We start from the raw sequence: 14,242 nt of genomic DNA, 5'->3' as shown, positions 1-14,242 counted from the left end.
CATGACAGGATGTCTCATACGTGGGTGACGGCCAGCGACGGCGTGCGTCTTTCGGTCCGCGTGACGGGCCCGGATGACGCACCCACAGTGATCTGTGTGCACGGTTATCCGGACAACGGCTCACTGTGGGACGGGGTGGTGGCCGAGCTGTCCAGCCGGTACCGCGTGGTCGTGTACGACGTGCGCGGCGCGGGTCTGTCGGACAAGCCGCGAGGTCGCAAGTCCTACAAGTTGGACCAGCTGTCCCGAGACCTCTTCGCCGTCGCCGACGCGGTCGTCCCGGCCGGCCGGTTCCACCTGCTCGCGCACGACTGGGGGTCGATCCAGGGCTGGCACGCGGTCACCGGCGGCGACCCGCGGATCGCGTCGTACACCTCGATCTCGGGACCGGACCTGGACTACGTCGGCGCCTGGTTCCGTGACCAGCTGCGGCGGCCGACGCCGAAGCGGCTGTGGCACGCGCTGAACCAGTTCGCGCACTCGACCTACATCCTGTTCTTCCACATTCCCTTGGTGCCACAGCTTTTCTGGCGGCTCGGGATCATGCGCAAGCTGTTCCAGCTCGCCGAGCCGGAGCTGGCCGACCCCGAGGTTTCGGACGGCGTGCACGGGATCAAGCTGTACCGCGCCAACATCTTCACGCGGCTCGGGCGGCCGAAGCCGAAGCAGGTCCACATCCCCGTGCAGGTGCTCGCGCCGACCGGTGACCCGTACGTGTCGACCCCGATGCAGACCGAAATCGCCAAGTGGGTGCCCGACCTGCGGATCCGGCGGGTGGTCGGGAGGCACTGGATCGCCCGCTCCAAGCCGAGGGTCATCGCGGACGCGGCCGCGGAGCTGGTCGACTTCGTCGAAGGCGGCGAGGAGCCGCGCGCACTGCGCCGCGCGAAGGTCAGCCGCCGGAAGAAGTTCGCCGACCAGCTGGTGGTGATCACCGGTGGCGGCAGCGGTATCGGCAGGGCGACCGCGCTGGCGTTCGCGGACGAGGGTGCCGACGTCGTCATCACCGACATCAACTCGGACGGCGCGGCGGAGACCGTGAAGCTGTTGCGCGCCAAGGGTGTCACGGCTGCCGAGTACACAGTGGACTCCTCGGACGCCGAGGCCATGGGGCAGTTCGCGAAGCAGGTTCGTGACGACCACGGTGTGCCGGACATCGTCATCAACAACGCGGGCATCGGGGTGTCCGGGCCGTTCCTCGACACCTCGGTCGCGGACTGGGAGCGCGTGATCGACGTCAACCTGTGGGGCGTGATCCATGGCTGCCGGGTGTTCGCCGAGCAGATGCGCGAACGCGGCGAGGGCGGGCAGATCGTCAACCTCGCCTCGGCGGCGGCGTACCTGCCGTCGAAGATCCTTTCCGCTTACGCCACCACGAAATCCGCCGTGCTGACGCTGAGCGTCTGCCTGCGCGCCGAGCTCGCGGCCGACCACATCGGCGTCACCGCGGTCTGTCCCGGCATCGTGGCCACGAACATCACGAACACGACGCGTTTCGTCGGCGTCAACCCGGACGAGGAGCACCGGCGCCGGAAGGCGAGCACCGGCCTGTACGCGCGGCGCGGCTTCGGGCCGGACAAGGTCGCGCGGGACATCCTCAAGGCCGTCGCCAAGGACAAGGCGATCGCGCCGTCGACACCGGAGGCCAAGGGCGCGCTGCTGCTGTCCCGGCTCACCCCCGGCCTGCTGCGCGCGGCGGCCAAGCTGGACGTCACCCCGTGACACGCAAGCCCCGCCGCATGACCCCGCAGGCACGCCGCGACGACCTGATCGCCGCGGCGCTCGACCTGTTCTCCAGCCGTGCGCCCGAGCTGGTCACGGTCGACGACATCGTCTCGCGCGCGGACGTCTCACGGCCGCTGTTCTACCGGTACTTCTCCAGCCTGCGCGAGCTGCAGATCGAAGCACTGCGCACGGTCACGGACGGCCTGATCGACGGTCTCGCGCACCTCGACGACGGCCCGCCGCTGGACCGGCTGCGCGCGGCCGTGCGCGGCCTGATCTCGGTCGCGGGCAACTACCGCGCCGGCTACATCGCGCTGCTGCGCGGCGGTTCGGTCATCGCGACCTCGGAGACCGACGCGGTGGTCGACCAGGTCCGCGACCGCGCGGTCGAGCTGATCCTCGAGGCGATCGAGATCGACGAACCCACCCCGCTGCTCCTGCTCACGCTGCGCTGCTGGACGGCCGTGGTCGAGGGCACCCTGCTCGCCTGGCTCCAGGAAGGCAAGCTCCCCCGCGAAGGCCTCGACGAATGGCTGGTCGACCAGCTGGTCGCGATGATGGCCGTCACCCAGGCCCGCCTGGCCACCACCCCCTGACGAAAGCCCGAAAGCCACTTTCGGCAGGTCTTATCTGACGAAAGTGGCTTTCGGGCTTTAACGAGGCTCAGGCGTGGGGGACCATGTCCCAGCCCTCGACGTCCTCGGGACGGCGCGGGCCGGGGCCGACGTACTTGGCCGACGGGCGCACCAGGCGCCCGGTCCGCTTCTGCTCCAGGATGTGCGCCGCCCAGCCCGCGGTACGAGCTGACGAGAACATCGCGGGCATCATGTGCGGCGGGACCTCGGCGAAGTCGAGGATGACCGCGGCCCAGAACTCGACGTTCGTCTCGATCGGGTGATCGGGGCGACGCTCACGCAGCTCCGCCAGCGCGGCCTGCTCCAGCGCGGCGGCCGCTTCGTAGCGGGTCGCGCCCAGCTCGCGGCAGGTGCGGCGCAGCACGCGCGCACGCGGGTCCTCCGCGCGGTAGACGCGGTGGCCGAAGCCCATCAGGCGGTCCTTGCGGTCGAGGATGCCCTTGACCAGACCAGCGGCGTCACCGGTCCGCTCGACCTCTTCGATCATCGGCAGCACGCGCGCCGGCGCGCCGCCGTGCAGCGGCCCCGACATGGCGCCGATCGCGCCCGACATGGCCGCCGCGACGTCCGCACCGGTCGAGGCGATGACGCGGGCGGTGAACGTCGACGCATTCAGGCCGTGCTCGGCGGCCGACACCCAGTAGGCGTCGATGGCCTTGACGTGGGCCGGGTCCGGCTCGCCACGCCAGCGGATCATGAACCGCTCGGTGATCGAGTGGGCCTCGTCGACCCGCGACTGCGGCACCGCGGGCTGGCCGATGCCGCGCGCGGACTGCGCGACGTAGGACAGCGCCATGACCGAGGCGCGCGCGAGCTGGTCGCGGGCCTCCTCGTCGGTGATGTCGAGCAGGGGGCGGTAGCCCCAGATGGGCGCCAGCATGGCGAGCGCGGCCTGCACGTCGACCCGCACGTCACCGGTGTGCACCGGCAGCGGGAAGGGTTCGGCGGGCGGCAGGCCGTGGCCGAACCGGCTGTCCACCAGCAGGCCCCAGACATCCCCGAAGCTCACCTTGCCGGCGAGGTCTTCGATGTCGACACCGCGGTAGCGCAGCGCGCCACCATCACGGTCGGGCTCGGCGATCTCGGTGCGGAAGGCGATGACCCCTTCGAGACCTGGACGGAATCCGTCGTCGACCTCGTCTGTGGACGCGGTCTTCGTAGATACGGGCGCTGACGTAGTCACTATCCGTTGACCTTTCAATGCGCGTTCCCCGGCTTTTGTATCCCACGCTGACGGGCTACACGCAAAGCGCGCCTCATCGCACGGTTTGGAGCAACCTTGCTCCTCGAACCGGCCGGTAGCAATCAAAAGAATGGGTGGTTTGTGTCACGATTACGAGAACGATTCAGTCCAGGCGGCGTGTGACACGTAAATCCTGTGTTTCATCCAGGGGCGCGCCGCCCCGGCGGGTGATACACATGCGCCATGCATCTGAGCCCTCAGGAGCGGGACAAGTTGCTCGTCCACGTCGCCGCCGACGTCGCACGCAAGCGGCTGGAACGCGGGGTGCTGCTCAACTATCCGGAGTCGGTCGCGCTGATCACCGACCACGTGCTCGAGGGTGCCCGCGACGGCCGCACGGTCAGCGAGCTCGTCGCCAGTGGCCGTAGCGTGCTCTCTCGTGCGCAGGTGCAGTCGGGGATCCCCGAAATGATCGATTCGGTGCAGGTCGAGGCCACTTTCCCGGACGGCACCAAGCTCGTCACCGTGCATGACCCGATCGTCTAGGAGCGAGCAGGCGATGCGCCCAGGAGAGATCATTCCCGGCGACGAGCCGGTCGAGCTGAACCCCGGCCGTGCCAGGGTGCGGCTGCTCGTGCGCAACCTCGGCGACCGGCCGGTGCAGGTCGGTTCGCATTTCCACTTCGCGTCGGTCAACCCCGGCCTCGACTTCGACCGCGACGCCGCGCGCGGGCACCGGCTCGACGTGCCCGCGGGCACCTCGGTCAGGTTCGAGCCGGGCGTCGAACGCGAAGTCGACCTTGTTCCGCTGGCCGGGAGCCGGAAGGTTCCGGGGTTGCGTAGGGAGCCGTCTTGACGCATATCGACCGCGAGCGCTACGTCGAGCTGTTCGGCCCGACGGTCGGCGACCGGATCCGCCTGGCCGACACCGATCTGCTGATCGAGGTCACCGAGGATCGCAGCATGGGCGCGGGCAGCGGTGACGAGGTGCTCTTCGGCGGCGGCAAGGTCATCCGCGAGTCGATGGGCCAGGGCATGGCCACCCGCGCGGAAGGTGCGCCGGACCTGGTCATCACCGGCGTGGTGATCCTGGACCACTGGGGCATCGTCAAGGCCGACGTCGGTGTCCGCGACGGGCGCATCATCGGCATCGGCAAGGCGGGCAACCCGGACACCATGGACGGTGTCGACCCGGCGCTGGTGATCGGGCCGTCGACGGAGATCCTGTCCGGCAACGGGAAGATCCTCACCGCGGGCGGAATCGACTGTCATGTCCACTTCATCTGCCCGCAGCTGGTGGACACCGCGCTGGCGTCCGGGCTGACGACACTGGTCGGCGGCGGCACCGGTCCCAACGAGGGCACCAAGGCCACCACGATCACGCCCGGCGCCTGGAACCTCGGCCGGATGCTGCAGGCGATGGACGCGTACCCGATCAACGTCTTGTTGCTGGGCAAGGGAAACACCGTCCGCCACGAAGCGCTGCGTGAGCAGCTGGCCGCCGGGGCCGGCGGGTTCAAGCTGCACGAGGACTGGGGCACGACCCCGGCTGCGATCGACGCCTGCCTGACCGTGGCCGACGAGTCCGGTGTCCAGGTCGCCATCCACACCGACACGCTCAACGAAGCCGGGTTCCTGGAGTCCACTGTGGACGCCATCGCCGGCCGCTCGATCAACGCGTACCACACCGAAGGCGCGGGCGGCGGGCACGCGCCGGACATCATCCGGGTCGCCGGGCTGGCGAACGTGCTGCCGTCGTCGACGAATCCGACGCGCCCGCACACGGCCAACACCCTCGACGAGCACCTCGACATGCTCGTGGTGTGCCATCACCTGAACCCGTCCGTGCCGGAGGATCTGGCGTTCGCGGAGAGCCGGATCCGGCCGACCACGATCGCGGCCGAGGACGTGCTGCACGACATCGGCGCGATCTCGATGATGAGCTCCGACTCGCAGGCGATGGGCCGCATCGGCGAGGTCATCATCAGGACCTGGCAGACCGCGCACGTGATGAAACGCCGGCGCGGCGCGCTGCCCGGCGACGACAGGGCCGACAACCTGCGTGCCCGCCGCTACGTCGCGAAGTACACGATCAACCCGGCCGTCGCGCACGGCATGGAGGCCGAGATCGGCTCGGTCGAGATCGGCAAGCTCGCGGATCTCGTGCTGTGGGAGCCCAAGTTCTTCGGCGTGCGCCCGCATGTGGTGCTCAAGGGCGGGTTCATCGCGTGGGCCGCGATGGGTGACGCGAACGCGTCCATCCCGACCCCGCAGCCGGTGCTGGCGCGGCCGATGTTCGGCGCCTCGCCCGTGGTGGCGGCGGCCTCGTCGCTGCATTTCGTGGCGCCGGAAGCCGTCGATTCCGGTGTCCGGGAACGGTTCGGCATCACGCGGCCGCTGGTGCCGGTGTCGAACATGCGGCGGCGCACCAAGGCGGACATGGTGCTCAACGACGCGCTGCCGGACATCAGGGTCGAGCCGGACAGCTTCGCCGTGCACGTCGACGGTGAGCTGATCGAGCCTCAGCCGGTGACGGAATTGCCGATGGCCCAACGGTATTTCCTGTTCTGATGGACCTGTCAGCGCTGATCTTGGCCGACTCCCGGTTTCCCGGTGGCGGCCACGTCCACTCCGGCGGCTTGGAAGAGGCCGTCGCACGCCGCTTGATCGTCGATGTCCGGGATTTAGCAGGCTTTATCTCGGGCCGTTTGCGTACGGCCGGATCTCTCGCCGCCGTTTTCGCGGCGGCAGCGGCACATGCGGCGGCGCGTGGTGTCCAAAGTGGATATTGGAAGCGGCTCGACGCGGAGCTGGACGCGCGGACGCCGTCCTTGGCGCAGCGGGAAGCGTCGCGCGCGCAGGGGCGCGGGACCGCGCGGGCTGGCAAGGCGGCGTGGCCGTCGCCGATGCTGAACGCGATGCTCGCCGAGACGCCGCGGCCGCATCACCCGATCATGCTGGGCGTACTGGTCGGCGTCGCGGGTGGTTCGCCGCTCGACGCGGCGACCGCCGTCGCGTACCTCGCGGTGAGCGGACCGGCTTCGGCCGCGGTTCGCTTGCTGGGCTTGGATCCTTTCGCCGTCAACGCCGCGGTGGCTCGTCTCGGCGTGCACGCGGTGGCGCTCGCCGCCGCCGCGTCGGCCGGGCTCGCGCCGTCCGATCTGCCTTCGCCGGGTTCGCCGGCGCTGGATCTGTTCGCCGAGGCACATGCCCGGCACCATCAGGAAGAGGTGCGTCTCTTTGCCAGCTGAGCACAGTCACGGCCACGGTCACGTCCACCCGGTCAACTTCGACCCGACTGCGGCGGAACCCGATCATTACGACGCCGCGCCGACGGCCGGGCGCGCGTACCGGATCGGCATCGGCGGCCCGGTCGGCAGCGGCAAGACCGCGCTGGTGGCCGCGCTGTGCCGCGCGCTGGGCGACGAGCTGAATCTCGCGGTCGTCACCAACGACATCTACACCACCGAGGACGCCGACTTCCTGCGCAAGGCGGGCGTGCTCGATGTAGAACGCATCGAGGCGGTGCAGACCGGCGCGTGCCCGCACACCGCGATCCGCGACGACATCACGGCCAACCTGGACGCGGTCGAGCGGCTCGAAGACCGGTTCCCCGGGCTGGATCTCGTGATCATCGAGAGCGGTGGCGACAACCTGACGGCCGTGTTCAGCCGCGGCCTGGCGGACTCGCAGGTGTTCGTGGTCGACGTCGCGGGCGGCGACAAGGTGCCGCGCAAGGGCGGCCCCGGTGTCACGACCGCGGATCTGCTGGTGATCAACAAGATCGACATCGCGCACCTGGTCGGCGCGGACATGGACGTCATGACCTCCGACGCCCACCGCATGCGCGGCTCGCTGCCGGTGATCACCCAGTCCCTTGTGGACACTCCCAACGCGCCCGCGGTGGCCGACTGGGTGCGTTCGCTGGTCAAGGCCGGGTGAAAGCGCACGCCCGCCTGGTCGCCTGCTTCTTGGACGGCCGGACGATCCTGCGTGAGCTGCGCTCGATGGCGCCGCTCACGCTGTTCCCCAAGCGAGGCACGGGCGCCACGGCCGTGGTCCACCTCGTCAGCTCGGCGACCGCTCCCTTGGGTGGCGACGAACTTCTTCTGAGCGTGCACGTCGGACCGGGCGCCTCGCTGCGCCTGTCCGGTGTCGCCGCGACGATCGCCTTGCCCGGCCTGCGAGGCGAGCCCAGTTCGTCCACTGTGGACATCACGGTCGACGCGGGCGGGTCGCTCGAATACCTGCCGGAGCCGACCGTCATCACGGCTCACGCTCGGCACAACGCCCTGCTGCGCGCCTCGCTCGCCGCCGACGCGTACCTGCACACCCGCGAGGTCCTGGTGCTCGGCCGGGCTTCGGAACGCCCAGGTCACCTGACGACGACGCAACACGTCACCCGCGCCGAAACCCCTGTGCTGCGCCAAACCCTGACCATCGGCTCGGACCTGGACGCCTCGCTCGCCCACCTGGCGGGTCGCCGGGTCCTCGCCACCGACCTGGTCGTCGGCGGCCCCGACCTCCCCGCCGCCTCGGGTGAGTGGTGGTCCCGCAGCCCCCTCGCCGCGGGCGGCACCCTCACCACCTCCCTGGCCCCCGATGCCGTCACAGCCCTCGCCCCCCTCGCCGCCTCCGAAACCCCGAAAGTGACTTTCGTCAGATAGGACCTGACGAACGTCACTTTCGGGGTATGGGACCTGACGAAAGTCACTTTCGGGGTTAGGCATGCCCCGAAAGTGACTTTGGGGCCTGGGGCTAGAACTTGGTGCCGAGCCATTCCATGGCGACCGGGCCGCCGACCGAGACGCCGCCGATGTGTTCGAGCAGGGGGTATTCGGTCCAGGTCACGTTGGCGCCCAAGGCCTTGTAGCGGGCGAGAAGGCCCTTGCCGACCGCGAGCGGGATCAGTTCGTCGAGCTGGGCGTGGTAGAGGAAGACCGGGGCCTTGGGCTTGATCGTGCCCGCGTAGTTCTCGGCGAGGCGCTTCTGCCAGCGGGGGTCGGAGACGATGTCGGGGTCGGTGACGAAGTCGCGGAGGCGGGAGAACGGGGCCGCCGCGCCGAGTGCGATCGTGCAGTAGTCCTTGATCTTCTCCACGGTCGCCTTGCCGCGTGAGTTCAGCACCGACGCGAACGGGACCTCGGGGTAGGCCGTCGCGAGGCCGAGCGCCGCGCCGAGCACCAGGCCGAAGGCCGGGCCGCCGTCGTTGGACTTCATGACCGCGTTGAGGTCGGCGGGCACGCCGCCGGTGGCGACGCCGACGACGTTCAGGTCGGGCGCGTAGCCGCCCTGCAGCTCGCCCGCGAAGGCCGCCGCCTGGCCGCCCTGCGAGTAACCGAAGACGCCCACAGGGCCGTCGGAAGAGAGCCCGGTGCCCGGGACTTTGTAAGCCGCGCGGGCGGCGTCGAGGACGGCGCGGCCTTCGGATTGGCCGACCGCGTAGGTGTGGGTGCCCGGCGTGCCAAGGCCTTCGTAGTCGGTGAGCACCACGGCCCAGCCCTTGTAGAGGGCCTGCGAGATGATCGCGACCTCGTTCTCGGTGCCGTTCTGCAGCTTGACCGAAGGCGCGCACTGGTCGCCGATGCCATGCGTGCCGACGGCGTACGTGATCAGCGGACGCGGGCCGCGGGTGTACGGGATCGACGGGACCAGCAGGATGCCGGAGACGGCGTTGGCCTTGCCGGTCGCCGAAGTCGACTGATAGAGCAGCTCCCACGCCTGGACCGGCGCGGGCACGATCGCGGTCACCCGATGCTGGTCGAGCAGGTCACCTGGGCTGGACGCCTGGGCGGCCGGCGTGGCCACCGCGCCCGTCAGTAGTAGGGCCAGTAGTGGAACCAGGACTCGACGAAGCACCGTTGCCTCCAGAGTGTGGTAACTATAGTTTTCACAATGTAAGCGCCCCGTGCGACGTCTGGCAATCCCCATTACCAGAATCTTGGAGGTTCGGTGGTCCGCTCCTATGGCGGCATCCCCCCGGAGCAGCGCAAGGCCGAGCGCCGCGAGCGGCTGCTGACGGCCGCGCTCGAGCTCTTCACCAGTGAGGGCTTCCAGCAGGCGAAGATCACCCACCTCTGCAAGCTGGCCGGTGTCTCGACGCGCAACTTCTACGAGGAGTTCGAGAACAAGGAGCAGGTGCTGCTCGTACTGCACGACAGCATCAACCGGCTCGCGCTGGAGCACGTCACCGCGACGCTCGCCGAGCTCACCGACACCGACGCCGTCGCCCGCATCGAGACGCTGCTCGACGTCTTCGTCGCGACGGTCACCGCGGATCCGCGCATGCCGAGGCTCAACTACGTCGAGGCCGTCGGGGTCAATCAGGAACTCGAGGCGCAGCACCAGGAATGGGTCGACCGCTGGGCGGACTTCATCGAAGCCGAAGCCCGCCACGCGGCCGAACACGGTCTCGCGCCGAAGCGGGACTACCGGCTGACGGCCATCGCGCTGGTCGGCGCGTTCACGGGCCTGCTGCGTGAGTGGCAGGCCCGCGAGCTACCGGTCGGCGACGTCACCGAAGAGCTGCGCGGCCTGATGCTGGCCGCGATCACCCGCACGCCCTCGTGAGCACGGGATAAAGCGGGCTTTACTTCGCGGGATAAAGCCCGCTTTATCCCCGGGAGTAAAGCGGGCTTTATCCCGGGGTTCGGTCAGGCGTTGGCCGAGGCCTTCGCGAAGGTGTTGTGCAGCACCGCGAGCAGCGCGTCGCGCACGGACAGCTTGTTCCGCGCGTCGAAGGCGATCACCGGCACGTCGTCGCTGACGGCCAGTGCCCAGCGCACGTCGTTGAGCTCGTGCGCCATCAGCCCGTCGAACCGGTTGATCCCGACGACGAACGGCAGGCCGGCCTTCTCGAAGTAGTCGACCGCCGGGTAGCAGTCGTCGAGGCGGCGGGTGTCGACGATGACCAGCGCGCCCAGCGCGCCGATCACGATGTCCTGCCACATGAAGCCGAAGCGGTCCTGGCCCGGCGTGCCGAACAGGTACAGCTTGACGTCGGAGTCGATGGTGATGCAGCCGAAGTCCAGCGCCACCGTGGTGGTGGTCTTCGACGGCACGTGCCCGGTCCGGTCGATGCCCGCCGCCACCGAGGTGATCGCCGCCTCCGTGGTGAGCGGCTTGATCTCGGAGATGGCGCCGACGGCCGTGGTCTTGCCGACCCCGAACCCGCCGGCGATGACGATCTTGACCGGAGTGGGCGGCTTGGCGCCCGCGTCGGGCTCAGCGTATGGCTTCGAGTCCACGAATGACCCTTTCGATCATGCCGAGGTCCTGGGCGAACTTCGTCGCGGGCCGCCGCAGCACCACGTAGCCGAGCGCGGCCAGATCGGCCACCAGCACCCGCGCCACGCCGATGTGCAGGCCGAGCAGCGCGCCGATCTCCGCCACCGATTTGGTGTTGCGGCACAGCGAGACGATCTCGCGCCGCTCGAAGGTGAGCTTCGGCTGCGAGGCCGCGCCGAGCCTGCTCGTCAGGACCTGGGCCTCGATTTCCAATGTGTGGTCGACCGGTTTCGTGCGACCAGAGGTGAGCAGATACGGGCGCAATGGCGAAACGTCCGGATCATCATCTCTCATCACTAGCTCCCGACGGTGTTTTTGAGCTCCTCGATAAGGCCTGGTGTGAGCACTTCGGTGGCCCGGTTCGCGAACATGGCCATCTCGTAGGCGATCGTGCCCAGGCTGGCCTGCTTGGTGGCCAGCACGCCCAGCGAACAGCCGATGCTGATCGTGCAGACCAGCAGGTAGCCGTGCTCCAGCTCGATGATGATCTTGTCGGGCCGTCCGAGCGGATGGCTCTCGGAGACGCCGTGCGCCAGCCCGAGCATCGCCGACGAGATGGCGGCCAGCCGGTCGGCGTTCGCCCGCTCCAGCTGGGACGACATGGCGATCAGCAGGCCGTCGGCCGACACGGCGATGGCCCCGATCGCGCCGGCGGTGTTCTGCGCGAAGCGGGTCACCAGCCAGTTGAAATTGCGCGCCTCGACGCTGACTCCGGTGGTCATTCCTTGCTCTCTTCTCTCTGTTCGGTATCCCGATCGGCCATGGCCAAGCCCGTGCTGAACGCGTCGAAGGCGGCGCGTTCGGCGTTGGGGTCCCGTTGGTGCCTTGGTGCTGTGGCGGCCACTCGTGCCGGCTGACGTCCGGCAGGCTGCTGGGCGAGCCCCGGCGCGAGCTGCGCGCCGGGCACCCGCCTGGTGAGTCCCGAGCGCGCCGCGGGCGGCGCGGCCGGGGCAGGTGGGGCGACCGGCTGGAACGGCGGTGGTTTCACCGGTTCCGGGGCCGGGGGTGGCGGCGGTGCGACCGGCTCCGGCGCCGGTGCGTTCGCCTTGGCGAAGCCCGATTCGTAGGCGTCGAAGGCGGATTTCGCCGCCTCGGGGTCGTGCTGTGCCTTCTTCTTCGCGGGCATGCTGACCAAAGTGGACTCGCCGACGCCGGGAAGCTGCGCACCGGCGACACGGCGGCGCAGCCCGCCCCTGACCTCGCCGGAGTCGGCCGACGGCACGGTGACGGGCGCGGCGACCGGAGCAGCGACCGGAGCAACGGGTGCCGCCACCACGACCGGTTCGAAGACCGGGGCGGGCGGTGGCACCGTCTCCGGCACGCGCACGGGCAGCTGCTCTGGCACCCGGGGCTCCTCCGCTTCCTGCTTGAACCAGCGGAAGTCCTCGAGCTCACCCGTGTCGCGCGGCGCCATCCCCGGCACCGCGAGCGCGGGCAGCCTGCCGGGCTCGTCGGCCGGTTCGGACTCCGGCCAGGCGGGCGGCGCCTGGAACTCGGCCGCCCGGTGCGCCAGCAGCGCGGGCGGGATGACCATCCGCGCCGTGATGCCGGTGCCGGGCGTCGGCACCAGCTCGACCGTCAGCCCGTGCCGCCGCGCGAGGCGGCCGACCACGAACAGGCCGAGCACACTGGTCGGCGCCAGCTCCAGCCGCTCGCGTTCGACGAGCCGCCGGTTCTCCTCGGCAAGCCGGTCGTCGGTCATGCCGATGCCCTGGTCGACGATCACGACCAGCAGCGAGCCGTCCGAGAGGAACTCGGTGTCGACGTCCACATAGGACTCCGGCGGCGAGAACGAGGTCGCGTTCTCCAGCAGCTCCGCGAAGATCAGCACGACATCGGAGCTGAACACCGACGCGAGCCGCACGTCGGCGACCACACCGAGCCGGACCCGCTGGTAGTCCTCGATCTCCGCGAGCGCCGAGCGCAGCGCGGTCGACAGCTCGGCGGGACCGGCGATCCTGGTCTCGTCACGCGTGCCCGAGACGACGAGCAGGTTCTCCGCGTTCCGCCGCAGGCGCGTCGACAGATGGTCGAGCCGGTACAGGCTTTCCAGCAGCCTGGGGTCCTGCTCGTTGCGCTCCAGCTCGTCGACCAGCGCCAGCTGCCTGCCGACGAGGTTCTGCGTGCGCTTCGCGACGTTGGCGAACATGAGGCTGACGTTGCGCCGGGTGAGCGCCTGGCGCTCGACCAGCTCGCCAGCGGTGGACTGCACCCGGTTGAACGCGGTCGCCAGCTTGCCCAGTTCGTCCTTTGAGGACACATCGATCGTGGCGAGCCGGGGCGCCTGCTCGTCGGCCGCCTCGGTGTCGGCGACGCGGACGAGCTCGGTTCCCGCGAGGTCGGCGACCGTCGTGGCGGCGGAGGTCAAGCGCCGCAGCGGATCCGCGATCGAGCGGCTGACCGCGATCGCGAGGAACGCGACCACCACCAGCAGCAGCGCGGCGCCGCCACCGATGAGCCAGGCCAGCCTCGTGGCGCTGCTCGCACGGCTGGTCGCCGCGTCGGTGATCTGCCTGGTCACCTGTTCCTGGACGGTGCGCCGCTGCTTGTTCAGCGCCTCGACCGCGGTCAGCACGTCGGCGATGAACGCCTGGTTCGCCTTCTGGTCACGCACGTTCGGCAGCAGCGCCTCGAGCGCGTCGACCCGCCGCGCCTCCTCGCCGGTGTCGACCTTGACCACGGCCTTGGCGTGTTCGATGTCGGCCTGCTGCACGAACCGTTCGAGCTGCAGCGAAGACTCCGACGCGGCGTCGGAGAGCACTTCCTGGCCGGACTCGGCGTCGGCGGCGACGATGATCTGCGCCATCCCGCGCAGGCCCTTTTCCTCGTTCGCGCGCAGCAGCGCGTCGAGCGAGGTCAGCTGCCGGGTGCCCTCGGCGTCGGTGTTCTTCTGCCCGAGCAGCCGGGGCGCGTCGATGACCGCCTCGATGACCGCGTGGTACGTGCGCGCGGCGCTGTCGAGCGAGACGGCGCGGCGCAGCGCGTTCGCCCTGATCTCGGCCAGCGAGCCGATCCGGACCAGCGCGGCCGCGACCTCGTCCGGCGCGTCGGGCCCGAGCGTCTCCCGCACCCGGTCGACCGTCTCGGTGACGATCCGGTGCTGCTGCATCAGCGGACCGCTGCCCTCGGACGGCGACGCCACGTAGTCGACGGTCAGCAGCAGCTCTCGCTGCAGCTCCCAGACCAGCGAACCCAGCTCGTGGGCCTGGCCCGCCGTCTCCGAGGTCTGCCCGGCGGACTGGGCGTTGCCCGCCTGCGTGGCGACATAGGGAATGGACACCAGCACGACCGCGGTCAGCGGCAGCATCAGGAGCAGGTTGAGCTTGCCCCTGATGCCGAGCCTGCCCAGCACGGCCTGCCACGTTCGCGACCCGGCGGTGGTCTTCCGCCGGACCTTCCCGAGTCTCATGGT

Annotated in this window: 15 protein-coding genes; 9 read left to right on the top strand and 6 right to left on the bottom strand. The window is 69.8% G+C overall.

The window, feature by feature from the left end; genetic code table 11:
• Positions 1-9 precede the first annotated feature (9 nt).
• Together BLV57_RS08065 and BLV57_RS08060 are read left to right on the top strand one after the other, a co-directional pair.
• Positions 10-1,722: an SDR family oxidoreductase gene (locus BLV57_RS08065; RefSeq protein WP_245757218.1), complete on the top strand. Its 1,713-nt coding sequence runs from the start codon at positions 10-12 to the stop codon at positions 1,720-1,722.
• A gap of 17 nt (positions 1,723-1,739) precedes the next feature.
• Entirely contained in the window at positions 1,740-2,321 is a 582-nt protein-coding gene (locus tag BLV57_RS08060; protein ID WP_091288027.1) for a TetR/AcrR family transcriptional regulator, read from the top strand.
• Positions 2,322-2,388: 67 nt separating this feature from the next.
• Here the strand turns inward: BLV57_RS08060 and BLV57_RS08055 are convergent, their stop codons facing one another.
• Positions 2,389-3,543, bottom strand: coding sequence for a citrate synthase 2 (locus tag BLV57_RS08055; RefSeq protein ID WP_091288026.1), 1,155 nt, complete (start codon positions 3,541-3,543; stop codon positions 2,389-2,391).
• Between the two features lie 243 nt (positions 3,544-3,786).
• On the opposite strand from BLV57_RS08055, the gene BLV57_RS08050 reads away from it, so the two are divergent.
• Genes BLV57_RS08050 through BLV57_RS08025 form a run of 6 tightly spaced genes read left to right on the top strand, consistent with a single transcriptional unit; the run spans position 3,787 to position 8,210 of the window.
• Positions 3,787-4,089, top strand: a complete 303-nt coding sequence (locus BLV57_RS08050; protein ID WP_091288025.1) for an urease subunit gamma — start codon at positions 3,787-3,789, stop codon at positions 4,087-4,089.
• 13 nt (positions 4,090-4,102) lie between these two features.
• Positions 4,103-4,399: an urease subunit beta gene (locus tag BLV57_RS08045; RefSeq protein WP_091288024.1), complete on the top strand. Its 297-nt coding sequence runs from the start codon at positions 4,103-4,105 to the stop codon at positions 4,397-4,399.
• Positions 4,396-6,114: an urease subunit alpha gene (locus tag BLV57_RS08040; protein ID WP_091288023.1), complete on the top strand. Its 1,719-nt coding sequence runs from the start codon at positions 4,396-4,398 to the stop codon at positions 6,112-6,114. Before BLV57_RS08045 ends, BLV57_RS08040 begins: the two co-directional genes overlap by 4 nt.
• Positions 6,114-6,794 (top strand): urease accessory protein UreF, encoded by a 681-nt coding sequence (locus BLV57_RS08035; protein ID WP_091288022.1) that lies wholly within the window; start codon positions 6,114-6,116, stop codon positions 6,792-6,794. The genes BLV57_RS08040 and BLV57_RS08035 overlap by 1 nt, the downstream gene beginning before the upstream one ends.
• A complete protein-coding gene (gene ureG, locus BLV57_RS08030; RefSeq protein ID WP_091288021.1) occupies positions 6,784-7,485 on the top strand; it encodes an urease accessory protein UreG in 702 nt (233 codons plus the stop codon). Before BLV57_RS08035 ends, ureG begins: the two co-directional genes overlap by 11 nt.
• Positions 7,482-8,210 carry an urease accessory protein UreD gene (locus tag BLV57_RS08025; RefSeq protein ID WP_091288020.1) on the top strand — a complete coding sequence of 243 codons (729 nt, stop codon included), beginning with the start codon at positions 7,482-7,484 and terminating at the stop codon, positions 8,208-8,210. The genes ureG and BLV57_RS08025 overlap by 4 nt, the downstream gene beginning before the upstream one ends.
• 91 nt (positions 8,211-8,301) lie before the next feature.
• On the opposite strand, the gene BLV57_RS08020 is transcribed toward BLV57_RS08025, so the two are convergent.
• Positions 8,302-9,402 carry a lipase family protein gene (locus BLV57_RS08020; RefSeq protein WP_091288019.1) on the bottom strand — a complete coding sequence of 367 codons (1,101 nt, stop codon included), beginning with the start codon at positions 9,400-9,402 and terminating at the stop codon, positions 8,302-8,304.
• Between the two features lie 93 nt (positions 9,403-9,495).
• On the opposite strand from BLV57_RS08020, the gene BLV57_RS08015 reads away from it, so the two are divergent.
• The gene (locus BLV57_RS08015) at positions 9,496-10,113 is read left to right on the top strand and encodes a TetR/AcrR family transcriptional regulator (protein ID WP_091288018.1); all 618 of its coding nucleotides are present in this window, start codon (positions 9,496-9,498) and stop codon (positions 10,111-10,113) included.
• A gap of 83 nt (positions 10,114-10,196) precedes the next feature.
• Here BLV57_RS08015 and BLV57_RS08010 read toward each other — a convergent pair whose 3' ends face one another.
• From BLV57_RS08010 to BLV57_RS07995, 4 genes are read right to left on the bottom strand one after another with little or no spacing between them, the layout of a single operon-like run.
• On the bottom strand, positions 10,197-10,790 hold the full coding sequence (locus BLV57_RS08010) for a GTP-binding protein (protein ID WP_091288017.1): 594 nt from the start codon (positions 10,788-10,790) through the stop codon (positions 10,197-10,199).
• A complete protein-coding gene (locus BLV57_RS08005) occupies positions 10,768-11,124 on the bottom strand; it encodes a DUF742 domain-containing protein (RefSeq protein WP_091288016.1) in 357 nt (118 codons plus the stop codon). Before BLV57_RS08005 ends, BLV57_RS08010 begins: the two co-directional genes overlap by 23 nt.
• A 2-nt stretch (positions 11,125-11,126) precedes the next feature.
• The gene (locus BLV57_RS08000) at positions 11,127-11,552 is read right to left on the bottom strand and encodes a roadblock/LC7 domain-containing protein (protein ID WP_091288015.1); all 426 of its coding nucleotides are present in this window, start codon (positions 11,550-11,552) and stop codon (positions 11,127-11,129) included.
• Positions 11,549-14,239: a sensor histidine kinase gene (locus BLV57_RS07995; protein WP_091288014.1), complete on the bottom strand. Its 2,691-nt coding sequence runs from the start codon at positions 14,237-14,239 to the stop codon at positions 11,549-11,551. Before BLV57_RS07995 ends, BLV57_RS08000 begins: the two co-directional genes overlap by 4 nt.
• Positions 14,240-14,242 lie beyond the last annotated feature (3 nt).

Origin of the sequence: Amycolatopsis xylanica, assembly GCF_900107045.1 — a bacterium.
GTDB lineage: Bacteria > Actinomycetota > Actinomycetes > Mycobacteriales > Pseudonocardiaceae > Amycolatopsis > Amycolatopsis xylanica.
This window is presented reverse-complemented; position numbering and strand designations above follow the sequence as displayed.